Genomic DNA, 13,153 nt, shown 5'->3' with positions numbered 1-13,153 from the left:
ATGACAACCTATTACACAGACGAACATGAATGGATTACCGTTGACGGCGAGATCGGCACCGTCGGCATCACCAATTATGCCCAGGAAGCCCTTGGCGACATCGTTTTTGTGGAACTGCCCGAAGCAGGCCGCGAGCACAAGAAAGGCGACGAGATCGCTGTAGTGGAATCCGTCAAGGCCGCCAGCGAAATCTATGCCCCGGTGGACGGTGAAGTCACCGAGAGCAACCCGGCGCTTGAAGAAGACCCGGCCCTGGTGAATGGTGCTGCCGAAGGCGACGGCTGGTTCTATAAAGTGAAACTGAGTGATATGAGCCAGCTCGACGGCCTGATGGATGCCGCAGGCTACAAGGCCTTCACCGACGGCCTCAACTAAGCCAAACAACAGGATTTCCCATGCGTTATCTGCCCCTTACCCCCGATGATCGGTCGGCCATGCTGGCCAAAATCGGCGTTAGTCATATTGACGATCTCTTTTGCGACGTGCCGAAAGAGGCGCTTCTGGCCGGGCCGGTCGACCTGCCCCGCCATGCCACGGAAATGGAAGTGGAAGCCGCTTTCAAGGCCTTCGCCGGACGCAACCTGCCCGCGGGCGAAGCGCCTTTCTTCGTCGGCGGCGGCGCCTATCGCCATCATGTGCCCGCCACCGTGGATTATATGATCCAGCGCGGCGAGTTCCTGACCGCCTATACCCCCTATCAGCCGGAAATCAGCCAGGGCACCCTGCAGGCCCTGTTTGAATTCCAGACCCAGGTTGCGCAAATCTTCGGCATGGATGTGGCCAATGCCTCCATGTATGACGGCTCCACCGCCGCCGCCGAGGCGGTCCTGATGGCGCGCCGGGTGACCCGCAAGAACAAGGCGATCATTTCCGGCAGCCTGCATCCGCAATATATCGAGGTCATCCGCTGCACCACCGCCTTTACCGAGGATGTGACTGTGGTCAACCCGCCCGCTGTCAGCGGGGTCGAGGACTTGATCAACCAGATCGATGACGAGACAAGCTGCATCGTGGTCCAGAACCCGGATTTCTTCGGCAATATCCAGGACTTCACCAAACTGGCCGAGGCCGTGCACGCCAAAAAGGCGTTGCTTGTCGTCGTCGTGACCGAAGTAGTCTCCCTCGGCGCCATCAAGTCACCGGGCGAAATGGGCGCGGACATTGTGGTCGGCGAAGGCCAGTCCCTTGGTGTCGGCCTCAACTTCGGCGGGCCCTATGTAGGCCTGTTCGCCACCAACCAGAAATATGTGCGCCAGATGCCGGGGCGGCTGTGCGGGGAAACCCGGGATGCGGACGGCAAGCGCGGTTTCGTCCTCACCCTCTCCACCCGCGAGCAGCATATCCGCCGCGAGAAAGCCACTTCCAACATCTGTACCAACGCCGGGCTTTGCACCCTCGCCTTCAGTATTCACATGACGCTGCTGGGCGAAGCGGGCTTTACCAAGCTGGCGGCGCTCAATCATGCCAAGGCCGTTGAACTGGCCGACAAGCTTTCCGGCATCGACGGGGTGGAAGTGCTGAACGACAGCTTCTTCAACGAATTCACCCTGAAGCTCAGCAAACCCGCCGCCGAAGTGGTGGAAAAGCTGGTTGACCAGGGCGTGATTGCCGGCCTGCCGGTGAGCCGCCTTTATCCGGGCAAGAAGGAGCTTGAAAACCTGTTGCTGGTCGCGGTGACCGAAACGGTGAGCGAGAATGACATGTATGCCCTTTATTACGAACTGAAGGAGGCGCTGAAATGATGAACAATCAGGGACGCCCCACCAACATCGATGCGGCACAGGATCTGTCCGCCGCCGCCCGTGACACCTTCAGCGGCAACATGGGCCTCGCCCAGGAAGAGCTGCTGATTTACGAGATCGGCGATACGACCACCTCAGGCGTCGACCTGCCGGAGGTGCCGGAAGTGCACAGCCGCCTCGGCGGGCTGGACCGGACCGGCGAGATCGGCCTGCCGGGCCTGAGCGAGCCGGAGGCCATGCGTCACTACACGCGCCTCAGCCGCCAGAACTATGCCATCGATATGGGGCTTTATCCGCTCGGCAGCTGCACCATGAAGCATAACCCGAGGCTCAATGAAAAGCTCGCCCGCCTGCCGGGCCTTGCCGACATTCATCCGCTGCAGCCGCAGTCAACGGTGCAGGGTGCCTTTGACCTGATCGACACCCTCGCCCACTGGCTCAAGGAACTGACCGGCATGCCGTCTGTGGCCATGTCGCCCAAGGCGGGCGCACATGGGGAGCTGTGCGGCATGATGGCGATCCGGGCCGCGCTTGATAAACGGGGTGAGAACCGCAGCATCGTGCTGGCCCCGGAGAGCGCCCACGGCACCAACCCGGCCACCGCCGCGCTCTGCGGTTATCAGGTCAAAGCCATTCCGGCCACCGAAGACGGCCGTGTGGACCTACAGGCCCTCAAGGACGCGCTTGGTCCGGATGTGGCGGCGATCATGCTGACCAACCCCAACACCTGCGGCCTGTTCGAACGGGACATCAAAAAAATCGCCGATGCGGTGCATGAGGCGGGCGCTTACTTTTACTGTGACGGCGCCAACTTCAACGCCATTGTCGGCAAGGTCCGTCCCGGCGATCTGGGTGTCGACTGCATGCACATCAACCTGCATAAGACCTTCTCCACCCCGCACGGCGGCGGCGGCCCGGGCGCGGGTCCGGTGGTCTTCTCGGAAGCCCTGGCCCCCTTCGTCCCCACCCCTTATGTGGTGGTGGGCGAAGAGGACTTCACCATGGTCGAGCATGACGACACCGGCGACAGCTTCGGCCGCATGACCGCCTTCCATGGCCAGATGGGCATGTTCACCCGGGCATTGAGCTACATGATGTCACATGGCTCAGACGGGTTGCGCCAGGTGGCCGAGGATAGCGTCTTGAACGCCAACTATATCCTCGCCAGCCTCAAGGATGTGATGACCGCCAGCTTTGAAGGCCCCTGCATGCATGAGGCTTTGTTCGATGATAGGTTCCTGAAGGGCTCGGGCGTGGAAACGCTCGACTTCGCCAAGGCCATGATCGACGAGGGCTATCACCCCATGACCATGTATTTCCCCTTGGTGGTGCACGGCGCCATGCTGATCGAACCGACCGAGACCGAAAGCAAGCAGTCGCTCGACCAGTTTATCGGCGCCATGCGCTTTCTGGTGGACAAGGCCAAATCCGGCGAGGCCGATCGCTTCGCCGGCGCGCCCTATCACGCCCCGCGCCGCAGGCTCGATGAAACCACCGCGGCCCGGAAGCCGGTGCTCAGGTGGCAGAAGCCGCAAGAGACGGCGGAAGCTGCGGAATAAAATGAGAAAGGGAGCCGGTTGGCTCCCTTTTTTAATGCCTGACGGTCTTTCCGTCTTCGATCGTCACCCCCGCGCCCCCTTCGTCACCCCCGCGAAGGCGGGGGTCCAGTCCTGATAAAAAAAGCCCCTGTCAGCCACGTCCTGGATTCCCACTCTCCTTAATTTTTCGCAGAAACGACAAAGCTTTTCTTGAAAGCTGTTAGCTCATGAGATTTTTATTTACTCACCTTCTCATATGCTTCCAATAACTGCTTAGAAAATTGCTGAAAATCTGTATCTGTGGACATGAGATCATTTGTCAGAAAGACATTGGTTGGATACCTCCAGAAGAGGAAATACGCGCTCCCATACCTTTTACTTGATCCACGCCTTACCAAATGCTCACGATATGCATAGACATCGTTGGCTCCCATATAATAGGGTAAGGATAGTACTACACAGGCCGCAAAACTCTTACTTTCCTCTGGTGTGTACCCCTTTTTGTTAGGGTCGTATTTGACAATGGCCAGAACGGGGCTGATATAGCCGTTCTCTATATGCCTGCCGTAAAGGCAATGGCCTTTATTTGGTAGGTTCTCCACAAGCAGATCTTTAGAACCCACCTCGTGTCCAAAATATTTCTCATATGTACTTTCAGGCATATCAAACAAATACTCTTTAATGTCCTTTACACCTATCAATGTGAGGTTGCCTTCACCTCCACTGGTATGGCTCACTGAATTATGAAATTGCCATATTGGATTAGCTATCTGAGATACAAATGGCAAATTACGCGGTCCAACTTTCTCTAAGCCACCATCCAGTTTGTAGATGATATGAGAGTCTTTGGCTTTGTAAAAACGATCACTTTCTCTCTTGAATACAATTGCCTGATAAGCAGAGAGCGCAAATTTTTTATCGCACTTTTTAAATAATTCTGTTTGTTCCAGGTTTTGTGTATCTTCCACATCATCCTTCAATTTATCCCGGCAATCCTGAGGGAATTCTTTGTTCAACTCGAATTCCCCATCTCCGCAAGATTGTAGAAGAAAACAAACAAACAGAAGGTGTATACTGGCTATCCTCTTCCCCCGGTTTTCTTCACTTCGGTTGTGCAGAAAACGAAAAAAAATCCGGATCCTATAAAATAATGTCACGGGCTTCCCCCTATTCTTAAGAATAATCAGTCTAGCCCGGATTTACCCCGCCCTCAACCCGTCACCCTCGCGAAAGCGGGGGTCCAGTCCTGATAAAATAAGCCCCTGTCCACCATGTCCTGGATTCCCGCCTCCGCGGGAATGACGAGATATGTCTGTTGTGCTATCATCTCTCAAACAAATTATTGGGGAGCCAGAATGGAAAATCTCATCACAATAGTCGGAGCATTAGGAATTGGTGGTGTTCTATCTTCCTATGCGACCATGATTTGGACCAAAAAGCAAAAACTAGACGAAGCTCGCCAGAATTTTAAAGAAGAACGCTATAAATGCATAATTCTGTTAATGACTGCCTATATAAGTTTTGACGAGAAGGCGAAGCGCTATTTGCAAAAATACGGCTATAACATTGAAACGGAAGAGGACTTGGGCGACTTGCTAACAGACGAGTATGTTAACTCTTTCTTGTTTGCCTCCGATGAGTTTGTACTAGCTATGAAGGATTTCATGCTTGATCACACAAAAGAGAAATTGATGATAACTGTGCTTAGCATGAGGAAAGATTTGTACGGCATAAAATCCAAACTTACGACAGATCAACTTTTCTAACTTATTCTCAACAAGTTAATTCGTCACCCCCGCGAAGGCGGGGGTCCAGTCCTGATAAAAAAAGCTCCTGTCAGCCATGTACTGGATTCCCGCTTTTTATGACTTTAGGCGCGGGAATGACAACAAAGGGGTAGGAATGACGCATTTTTTGCTTCGTCACCCTCGCGAAAGCGGGGGTCCATGGGTCCGCGTGAAAGACCGGGCCGGTTGAACGATGGATTCCTGCTTTCGCAGGAATGACGGGGAAAAGTGCAGGAATGTCGAGGGGGTAGTCCGGAATGACAAGGAAGAGTGCGGGAATGACGCCCTTCCCTTCCTGTGCTATCCTGTCCCAAACCACATAAGGGGACATCACATGCTCAGAACATTCACCCTCGCCGCCCTGCTTTCCGCCCTCGCCCTGCCGGTCCTGGCGGACGTGACACATCATCCACACCCTAACCCAAACCTGCCCTTTGCCGAGGCGGTCGACTATAACGGCGTGCTCTATATGTCAGGCCAGATCGCCACCGGGCCCGACGGCAAGATCGTCCCGGGCGGCATGGCGGAACAGGCGCGGCAAACCATGGACAACATCAAGGCGGTGACGGAAAAATACGGAAGCCACATGGATAAAATCCTGAAATGCACCGTGTTCCTGGATGATATGAGCCAGTGGGGCGACTTCAACAAGGTTTACGTGACCTACTTCCCCAAGGGCAAGCTCCCGGCCCGCTCGGCCCTGGGGGCGGACGGGTTGGCGCTGGGGGCGCTGCTGGAAGTGGAGTGCATAGCTGCGGTAGATTAGAATCTAGAACCGATAAGCAATCCCGGCCAGGGCCATCAGCTCGTCCCGGGTTTCGATCAGCGGGCTGTCGGCCGCATCGCCCAGCAGGTGGCTGTACAGCGCCAGGCCGTAAACCCCGATTTTGGGGCCGATGAAAGTGATCACATTGACCTTGACGCCCATCTTGTGGAAGCCGGCCCCCACATCATAAGCCTCGAAACTGCTGGCCGCGGCCTGGGCGTCGGTCACGCCGTAAAAGGCATTGACGAATTTCTGGTCGCCAAAACTGATGAAGGGCCCGCCCTGGACCTGGTATCTGGTAAAGATACGCTGGCCATATTCAAAACTGAGGGTGGTGGAAAAGCCGCCATGGCCGGAGGAATTAAGCCCCTGCGCGCCCTCGAGGCTGACGTTGAAGCTGCCAAGCTGATAGTCGGCAAACAGCATCAGCTCCACCGAGCCATCCACATCGCCGAGCCCGGCGAACCGGGGATCATCACTTTCCTTGCGGTTGCTGAAACTGTAACGCAGGGACGTGGAGAGCGAGAGGGTATGATCCTTATCGAAATCAACCTTGGCAAACCGGGCGCCGAGCCCGTAATAGGGATTGAGGAAAAACCGGCCCTTGTAACGCACCTCGCCAAAGGGAATGGGGGTCACATTATAGGATTTGCTGCCGGGAAATTCCGGGGAAATAATGGTGCCGAGACCGGCAAAGATACGCCAGTCTTTCTGCGGCCTCGCCTCGGGCGGCCCTGAAGCGGGCATATCCTGGGCCCGGACAGATGAAGCCATCATCACCGCAAAAAGAAATAAAAGAAAATAAACCGAACCGTTTCCCATACGCATTAGTCTGATATTCCCCAACGTTCACTTGGTGTTTATTTATTCGCCGGCACAGTGTGTGTAAAGCCTGTAATTATTACGACATTTCCCTGCAACCGGATTATCGTCCTGCATCCAGAAGGCCATATTATGGCAACAATATGTGAAAATATACTGACATTATCTGTAAGCTGCCATTCCTTTCGGACATGGATCGGCCCGGTTTTTATATTCATGTTTCTCCCAGGATAGGTTATTAACAGGGCCGGGTTTCCCTTTTTTTAACATCTTGGCTCTACCATACGGCGAAAAATCAGAGGAAGACGGCAGAGGAAAATAAATGACTGAAACCGATATAAAAATGAAAAGAAAACCAAATCTGTTTCTGGTCGGCGCGGCCAAAAGCGGCACCACCGCCATGGATACCTATCTGGCCCGCCACCCCGACGTTTTTATGGCCATCAAGGAGCCCCATTATTTCGCCACCGACCTGCTGGATGAAAGCCGTCCCGGGCGGCAATGGGAAAGATACTGCCGGATCTTCGCGCCGGTGGAGGACCAGAAAGTGGTCGGCGAATCCTCGGTCTTTTACCTCTATTCAAAGGAAGCCGCGCAGAATATCCGCGCCTTTAACCCGGACGCCAAGATCCTGATCCATCTGCGCAACCCGATCGAGGTGATCCCGTCCCATCATTCGCAGAATATTTTTGAAAATAACGAGCCGCTGGAAGACCTGCGCGAGGCGCTGGCGGCGGAAGAGGACCGCCTGCAGGGCAATCGCCTGCCCAATCACGTCTGGAACAAGGTGACCTGCTACCGGGATTTTGTCCATTTTCATGACCAGGTCAAACGCTTCATGGATGAATTCCCCCGGGAACAGGTCAAAATCAACTTTTTCGACGACCTGAAAAAGGACACCCGCGAAGTGTTTCGCGACACCTGCCGGTTCCTGGAAATCGATCCGGAGTTCGATGCCGGGTTCGAGGTCATGAACCCCAACAAGAAAATGCGCAGCAAGAAAGCCATGGACCTGTTTGTGCGCAAGCCGCCGGCCTGGCTGTCCGCCATTGCCAAAACCATCATGCCGCTGGAAAGCCGCACCGCCCTCAAGGCCAAAATCAAGGAAATGAATACTGCCAAACCCAAACGCGACGCCCTACCGGAAGACATTCGCGAGGCGCTGAAGCGGGACCTGGCCGAGGATGTGGAAAAGCTGTCCCATCTTGTGGACCGGGACCTGATGCACTGGGTCGCCTGAGACAAACAAAAGCCCCGTTATAAACCGGGGCTTTTTTTTACTTCAGAAGATTGCGGACCGTCTGGGTCAGTTCATGACACCAGAGGCCCCGGTCGCCCGGAAAAAATCCGTCTGAATAGATCGCCGGATTAAGCCCGACCAGCAGGAAATTCACCAGCGCGCCAAGCTTTTTACCAATCCCGACCTCCCCATCCTTGAGGAGCGAGAGAAGATATCCGGTCTCGAACGACAGGCAACGGGCCGTGGCGGGCCGGGGCACAGGATAACTGGGCACGGTGTCGAGCCCGAGATGGTCATCAGCCAGCAGCATCGGGAAATCCACCCCGCCATAAAGGCAGAGATGCAGATAGCCCCAGAACCTGAGGTTAATCTCCACCAGGGCGAAACGGTCGGTTTCCTCATCCCAGCGATATTCGACCATCAAGGCCCCGTTCCAGCCCACATGACGCATCTTGGCGATGGCATCGGCCAGCATGGTGTCATGCTGCCAGGTATGGCGCAGGGAGGCGACACCGCCCTTGTGCGGGGTCTCATGGGTCGCCTTCATCACATAGTGAGCTTTGACCTCGCCGTCTTTGATCAGCAGGTTGATCCCCGCCTTGCGGCCCGGGATATAGCCCTGCATGAGGAATTTGTCATAGCTTTCGGCAAGTTCCATGATTTTGGCGAAAGCCTCTTCCGGTGTCGTGACCTTGGCAATGCCGTCGCCATCTTCCGCCGTCCGCCCGTGCGCCGCATCCATTTTGATGAAACAGGGAAAGGGCATGACCGAAATCTGCCTTTTCAATTCCGCGTCTGGGGGCATATTTTCCCGATCCACATAAAGAATATCCGGACAGTTCTGACGCACCTGCGGATCGTCGCTTGTGGTGATGGCATGGAAATAATCATATTTATTGATCATGCGGTAGATAAAGTCCGCCTCAGGCCGGATCGGCATTTTGGCGGCCAGCCTGTCGAAAATGGGACGGACCGCCCAGAGGAAGCCCTCACTCGGGATGATCAGATCGATGTTATTTTCGGCGATATATTTTTCCAGCCAGTCACAAAAACCGGGATCGTCATAGGTCGGATGTTGTGTCCTGACCTCGGCCAGACGGGAACGGAGCCCGAGGGCATCCGCCTTCGCACTCAGGGCATGGACCCGGTACCCGGCCCGGCCGAGCGAACGGATCACCGCAATCTGCCCCATGGCGTGCACATCGCTCACCATGACCCGGTAATTGCTTCTGAGCTGCTGGTTTTGGTCCGGCATGCTGGCCATTTTCCCCTGCTTTATCCTTATTCGACCAGTATAAGTCACTGGTCCCAAATGTCATTCATAGAATAAAGCCGTTAAGAAATTCCTGCAAAGCCGTCATAAGGGACTGCAAATAAAAAGGGGCCCGAAGGCCCCTTTCCTTGTTGTCAGTTTATCAGGCTCAGCCCAGAAGAGGGGCAATCACCAGAGAGACAAGCGCCATCACATTGATCAGGATGTTCATGCTGGGCCCGGAGGTGTCCTTGAACGGGTCACCCACCGTATCCCCAACCACAGCCGCGGCATGGACTTCTGAGCCCTTGCCGCCGAGGTTGCCTTTTTCAATGTACTTCTTGGCATTGTCCCAGGCGCCGCCGGCATTGGCCATCATCAGCGCCATCAACACACAACCGAGAAGCGCGCCGCCGAGCATGCCGCCCAGACTTTCCGCCCCAAGCAGGGTGCCCACCGCCACCGGTGTGACAATGGCAATGGCGCCCGGAAGGATCATCTTCTTCAGTGCCGCCGTGGTGGCAATATCCACACATTTTTCCGTATCCGGATCGGCGGTGCCTTCCAGAAGGCCGGGGATTTCCTTAAACTGCCTGCGGATTTCCACAATCATTTCCATGGCCGCATCCCCCACCGCCGTCATGGTGATGGAAGCAATCAGGAACGGTAATGTGCCGCCGATGAAGATGCCGACCAGAACCTGGGGATTGTTCAGTTCCAGATTAAAGTCCGGCACATGCTGGGACACGATGGCCACATAGGCGCTGATAATGCTGAGCGCCGCCAGGGCCGCGGCCCCGATGGCAAAGCCCTTGCCGATGGCGGCAGTGGTGTTGCCCAGTTCATCAAGGCTGTCGGTGATATCACGGGTTTCCTTGCCAAGACCGGCCATTTCCGCAATGCCGCCGGCATTGTCCGCCACCGGGCCGTATGCGTCGATGGCCATGGTAATGCCCACGGTCGCCAGCATGGCGATGGCGGCAAGGCCGACACCATAAAGACCGGCAAACATGGTCGACAGGAAAATGATGACACAGATAGTCAGCACAGGGATCACGACCGACTGCATACCCACGGCCAGGCCGGTGATCATCACCGTCGCCGTACCTGTTTTACCGGATTCAGCAATACGACGCACCGGCGCACCGGCGGTGTAATATTCCGTCACCAGGCCAATGATGATGCCGCCGACGGCGCCACAGATAATGGCATACCACTTGCTGACATCAATGCCGAAATGCTGAATCACAAAGTAAGCCGCGGCAATAAACAGGACTGCCGCCCCAATGGTTCCGGTGCGCAAAGCCTTTTCCGGCGAGCTGTTTGACATCAGCGTGACCAGGACAATACCCAGAATGGAGCAAATCAGGCCGATGGAGGCCAGCATCAGCGGCAGCGACATCAGGTTGGCCTGGTTGGCCACCGCCAGGGTTTCCGCCAGGGCAATGGTGGCAATCATGGAACCGCAATAGGATTCGAAAATATCCGACCCCATACCGGCCACATCACCCACATTGTCCCCCACATTGTCGGCGATCACACCGGGGTTGCGGGGGTCGTCCTCGGGAATACCGGCTTCCACCTTGCCCACCAGGTCGGCGCCCACATCGGCGGACTTGGTATAGATACCGCCGCCCACACGGGAGAACAGCGCCACCGTAGAGGCCCCCATACCAAAGCCGTGAATGGCTTCCGCATGTTCTGCGCCAAGGAAATAATACAGCAGCCCCAGCCCCAGCAGGCCGAGAGAAGCCACACAAAGCCCCATGATAGAGCCGCCAAAGAAAGCCACTTTCAGAGCTGCGGCCGCCCCTTCATTATGGGCCGCCATTGTCGTCCGGGTATTGGCCTTGGTGGCGGAAAACATGCCCAGATATCCGGCGACGGCGCTGGCCACGGTACCGGCAATAAAGGAGATGGTTGTTTCCACCCCAAGATAATAATAGAGCGGGATAATAATCACGATATTGAACAGGAACAGCATTTTATATTCGCGGTTCATGAACACCATGGCGCCCAGATGAATCTGGTCGCCGATCTTCGCCACTTTTTCATTGTCAACCTTATGGCTGACCACAACACGGTATAAAATAAAGGCCACCACCAGACCCAGAAGGCCAAGTGCCGGGGGATATAATGCCAAATCCGCCATATTCACTCCTCAGATTAGTTCAGTTACAAGCTACCTATATTTTCAATCTATTTTGTCGTTATTCCGGGCTCTTCTCCCTCAAGCCCGAAAAAACGTTAAATCATATGGGGAAAGTTAGCAAGATTCATGCTGACAACGGCCGAGAAATGGGTATATTGCGGCGCAATAGATCAAAACATTCAACCGCAAGACAAACAGGTGAATATTCATGCCACAAGTACACTTGATCAGCGCCGGGCTTAATCCCCCTGAAGAAATCAATGTGATCATCGAGGTTCCCGCTGGCGGCGCCGCCGTAAAATATGAAATGCACAAGCGTTCCGGCGCCATCCTGGTGGACCGGATCCTGCATACCCCCATGCGCTACCCGACCAACTACGGCTATATGCCGCACACCCTGTCCGAGGACGGCGATCCCTGCGACGTGATGGTGGTGGTTGACGAACCGCTGGTGCCCGGTTGTGTGATCCGCGCCCGTCCGGTCGGCGTACTGCTGATGGAAGACGAAGCCGGCGGTGACGAGAAAATCCTCGCCGTGCCGGATACAAAAACCGACCCGACCTACAAAAATGTAAAATCCTACGAGGACCTGCCGGAAATCCTGATCCAGCGCATCCAGCATTTCTTTGAACATTACAAGGACCTGGAAAGCGGCAAATGGGTCAAGGTGACCGGCTGGGAAGGCCCGGAAAAAGCCAAAGCCATGATCCTTGACGGTATCAAGCGAGCGGAACAGGAAGAAGCCGAGGAAGAAGCCAACGCCTGATTTCCTCCCGTATAGACAATATGAAAAGGCCTCCACATTCCGGGGGCCTTTTTTATGTCCGGAACTGTAAAAATTCCTGACAAAGCGTCGGAATTTTTTACAACTTTCAAGTACGCCAGCCATCATTCAGCACCACCTGTGATAATAACCCTTTGTTTTTCCAGCACCCTCTTTTCTGGCATAATATTTGCTTAGATAGCTCAGTATATTTTTATTTTTTTGAGCAGAGGGGATTACCATGCGTAAATCTGTATTATTCGGCGCTCTGATGGCTACAGCAACAATGGCATCAGCCGCATCAGCCGCCACAGTTAACATCGATGCCTTTGACCAGGGCTGGTATGACGAGTTTGATGGTCATGACCCCGGTAATACTAACATTTTTGTCGGGCAGGAAACGTATACGGAGGATGATGAAGAAATTACAGCAAATACGCGTAATTTCCTGACCTTTGACGTGTTCTCAGTCTCTGGCCCGGTCACAGGGGCGAGCATCACATTTCGCGCTAATCCGGATTATACACCTCCTGGTCCAGAACCTCTACCAACAGATTATTCAGGGACCGGCGCATATTACTCAAACGATCCATCAGAAACTTACGAACTATATTCCTATGAAGGGGATATTTTAGATCTGCTCTTTGGTGGACCAGACCCAGATTCGGTATATGACGACCTGGGCGACGGAGACAATTATGGGTCCTATGAATATTTTGGAACCTGGGCCGAAGGGATGAAGGAGTTCACCATTCAGCTTTCACTGGATGCCGTCGATGATATCAATGCGGCCCTTCTTGGAGACGGGTACTTTGCAGTAGGCGGACTTCTTTCCTCACTGGGCGGCGGCGAAGTTGAAGCGCTCTTCTCCTACAGCGCATGGGAGACATTTATCCCCGCCGCCTATCTGACGCTCGAAATCGCTGACGTGCCTGAACCCGCCGCCCTTGGCCTGCTGGGCTTAGGTCTTGCCGGTTTCGGCCTCGCCCGCCGTCGCCGCAGCTAGGCCCATCTAAAAATTTTCCTGAAGGCCTTCGGTAACCGGGGGCCTTTTTTGTGGCTGAAACTGTAAAAAATTCTGACAAAGCGTC

Annotated in this window: 12 protein-coding genes; 8 read left to right on the top strand and 4 right to left on the bottom strand. The window is 54.9% G+C overall.

Annotated elements, in window-relative coordinates:
* Genes gcvH through gcvPB form a run of 3 tightly spaced genes read left to right on the top strand, consistent with a single transcriptional unit; the run spans position 1 to position 3,301 of the window.
* The gene (gene gcvH, locus ACN0YD_RS02465) at positions 1-375 is read left to right on the top strand and encodes a glycine cleavage system protein GcvH (RefSeq protein WP_417317059.1); all 375 of its coding nucleotides are present in this window, start codon (positions 1-3) and stop codon (positions 373-375) included.
* A gap of 20 nt (positions 376-395) precedes the next feature.
* Positions 396-1,742 (top strand): aminomethyl-transferring glycine dehydrogenase subunit GcvPA, encoded by a 1,347-nt coding sequence (gcvPA, locus tag ACN0YD_RS02460; RefSeq protein WP_417317058.1) that lies wholly within the window; start codon positions 396-398, stop codon positions 1,740-1,742.
* Positions 1,739-3,301 carry an aminomethyl-transferring glycine dehydrogenase subunit GcvPB gene (gcvPB, locus tag ACN0YD_RS02455; protein ID WP_417317057.1) on the top strand — a complete coding sequence of 521 codons (1,563 nt, stop codon included), beginning with the start codon at positions 1,739-1,741 and terminating at the stop codon, positions 3,299-3,301. Before gcvPA ends, gcvPB begins: the two co-directional genes overlap by 4 nt.
* 215 nt (positions 3,302-3,516) lie before the next feature.
* Here the strand turns inward: gcvPB and ACN0YD_RS02450 are convergent, their stop codons facing one another.
* Positions 3,517-4,296 carry a hypothetical protein gene (locus ACN0YD_RS02450; protein WP_417317056.1) on the bottom strand — a complete coding sequence of 260 codons (780 nt, stop codon included), beginning with the start codon at positions 4,294-4,296 and terminating at the stop codon, positions 3,517-3,519.
* Between the two features lie 339 nt (positions 4,297-4,635).
* Between ACN0YD_RS02450 and ACN0YD_RS02445 the strand changes: the two genes are divergently transcribed.
* Both ACN0YD_RS02445 and ACN0YD_RS02440 read left to right on the top strand, forming a co-directional pair.
* A complete protein-coding gene (locus ACN0YD_RS02445) occupies positions 4,636-5,046 on the top strand; it encodes a hypothetical protein (protein WP_417317055.1) in 411 nt (136 codons plus the stop codon).
* A 355-nt stretch (positions 5,047-5,401) separates the two neighbouring features.
* On the top strand, positions 5,402-5,833 hold the full coding sequence (locus ACN0YD_RS02440; RefSeq protein WP_417317054.1) for a RidA family protein: 432 nt from the start codon (positions 5,402-5,404) through the stop codon (positions 5,831-5,833).
* A gap of 3 nt (positions 5,834-5,836) precedes the next feature.
* Here ACN0YD_RS02440 and ACN0YD_RS02435 read toward each other — a convergent pair whose 3' ends face one another.
* On the bottom strand, positions 5,837-6,661 hold the full coding sequence (locus ACN0YD_RS02435) for a MipA/OmpV family protein (RefSeq protein ID WP_417317053.1): 825 nt from the start codon (positions 6,659-6,661) through the stop codon (positions 5,837-5,839).
* Between the two features lie 316 nt (positions 6,662-6,977).
* On the opposite strand from ACN0YD_RS02435, the gene ACN0YD_RS02430 reads away from it, so the two are divergent.
* A complete protein-coding gene (locus ACN0YD_RS02430; RefSeq protein WP_417317052.1) occupies positions 6,978-7,895 on the top strand; it encodes a sulfotransferase domain-containing protein in 918 nt (305 codons plus the stop codon).
* Positions 7,896-7,932: 37 nt separating this feature from the next.
* On the opposite strand, the gene ACN0YD_RS02425 is transcribed toward ACN0YD_RS02430, so the two are convergent.
* On the bottom strand, positions 7,933-9,159 hold the full coding sequence (locus ACN0YD_RS02425) for a hypothetical protein (protein WP_417317051.1): 1,227 nt from the start codon (positions 9,157-9,159) through the stop codon (positions 7,933-7,935).
* Positions 9,160-9,316: 157 nt separating this feature from the next.
* On the bottom strand, positions 9,317-11,299 hold the full coding sequence (locus ACN0YD_RS02420; protein WP_417317050.1) for a sodium-translocating pyrophosphatase: 1,983 nt from the start codon (positions 11,297-11,299) through the stop codon (positions 9,317-9,319).
* Between the two features lie 208 nt (positions 11,300-11,507).
* On the opposite strand from ACN0YD_RS02420, the gene ppa reads away from it, so the two are divergent.
* Positions 11,508-12,065 carry an inorganic diphosphatase gene (gene ppa / locus ACN0YD_RS02415; RefSeq protein ID WP_417317049.1) on the top strand — a complete coding sequence of 186 codons (558 nt, stop codon included), beginning with the start codon at positions 11,508-11,510 and terminating at the stop codon, positions 12,063-12,065.
* A gap of 238 nt (positions 12,066-12,303) precedes the next feature.
* Entirely contained in the window at positions 12,304-13,068 is a 765-nt protein-coding gene (locus ACN0YD_RS02410; protein WP_417317048.1) for a PEP-CTERM sorting domain-containing protein, read from the top strand.
* Positions 13,069-13,153: the final 85 nt, after the last annotated feature.

Source organism: Emcibacter sp., assembly GCF_048269205.1.
In the GTDB taxonomy this organism is placed as follows: Bacteria; Pseudomonadota; Alphaproteobacteria; order Sphingomonadales; family Emcibacteraceae; genus Emcibacter.
The sequence above is the reverse complement of the archived record's forward strand: the minus strand, read 5'-3'. Positions and strand labels throughout refer to the sequence as shown.

Bases quoted from the DNA above. Each gene is read 5' to 3' on its own strand.
- gcvH (WP_417317059.1), top strand. From the start codon at position 1: ATGACAACCTATTACACAGACGAACATGAATGGATTACCGTTGACGGC.
- gcvPA (WP_417317058.1), top strand. From the start codon at position 396: ATGCGTTATCTGCCCCTTACCCCCGATGATCGGTCGGCCATGCTGGCC.
- gcvPB (WP_417317057.1), top strand. From the start codon at position 1,739: ATGATGAACAATCAGGGACGCCCCACCAACATCGATGCGGCACAGGAT.
- ACN0YD_RS02445 (WP_417317055.1), top strand. From the start codon at position 4,636: ATGGAAAATCTCATCACAATAGTCGGAGCATTAGGAATTGGTGGTGTT.
- ACN0YD_RS02440 (WP_417317054.1), top strand. From the start codon at position 5,402: ATGCTCAGAACATTCACCCTCGCCGCCCTGCTTTCCGCCCTCGCCCTG.
- ACN0YD_RS02435 (WP_417317053.1), bottom strand. From the start codon at position 6,661: ATGCGTATGGGAAACGGTTCGGTTTATTTTCTTTTATTTCTTTTTGCG.
- ACN0YD_RS02430 (WP_417317052.1), top strand. From the start codon at position 6,978: ATGACTGAAACCGATATAAAAATGAAAAGAAAACCAAATCTGTTTCTG.
- ACN0YD_RS02425 (WP_417317051.1), bottom strand. From the start codon at position 9,159: ATGGCCAGCATGCCGGACCAAAACCAGCAGCTCAGAAGCAATTACCGG.
- ACN0YD_RS02420 (WP_417317050.1), bottom strand. From the start codon at position 11,299: ATGGCGGATTTGGCATTATATCCCCCGGCACTTGGCCTTCTGGGTCTG.
- ppa (WP_417317049.1), top strand. From the start codon at position 11,508: ATGCCACAAGTACACTTGATCAGCGCCGGGCTTAATCCCCCTGAAGAA.
- ACN0YD_RS02410 (WP_417317048.1), top strand. From the start codon at position 12,304: ATGCGTAAATCTGTATTATTCGGCGCTCTGATGGCTACAGCAACAATG.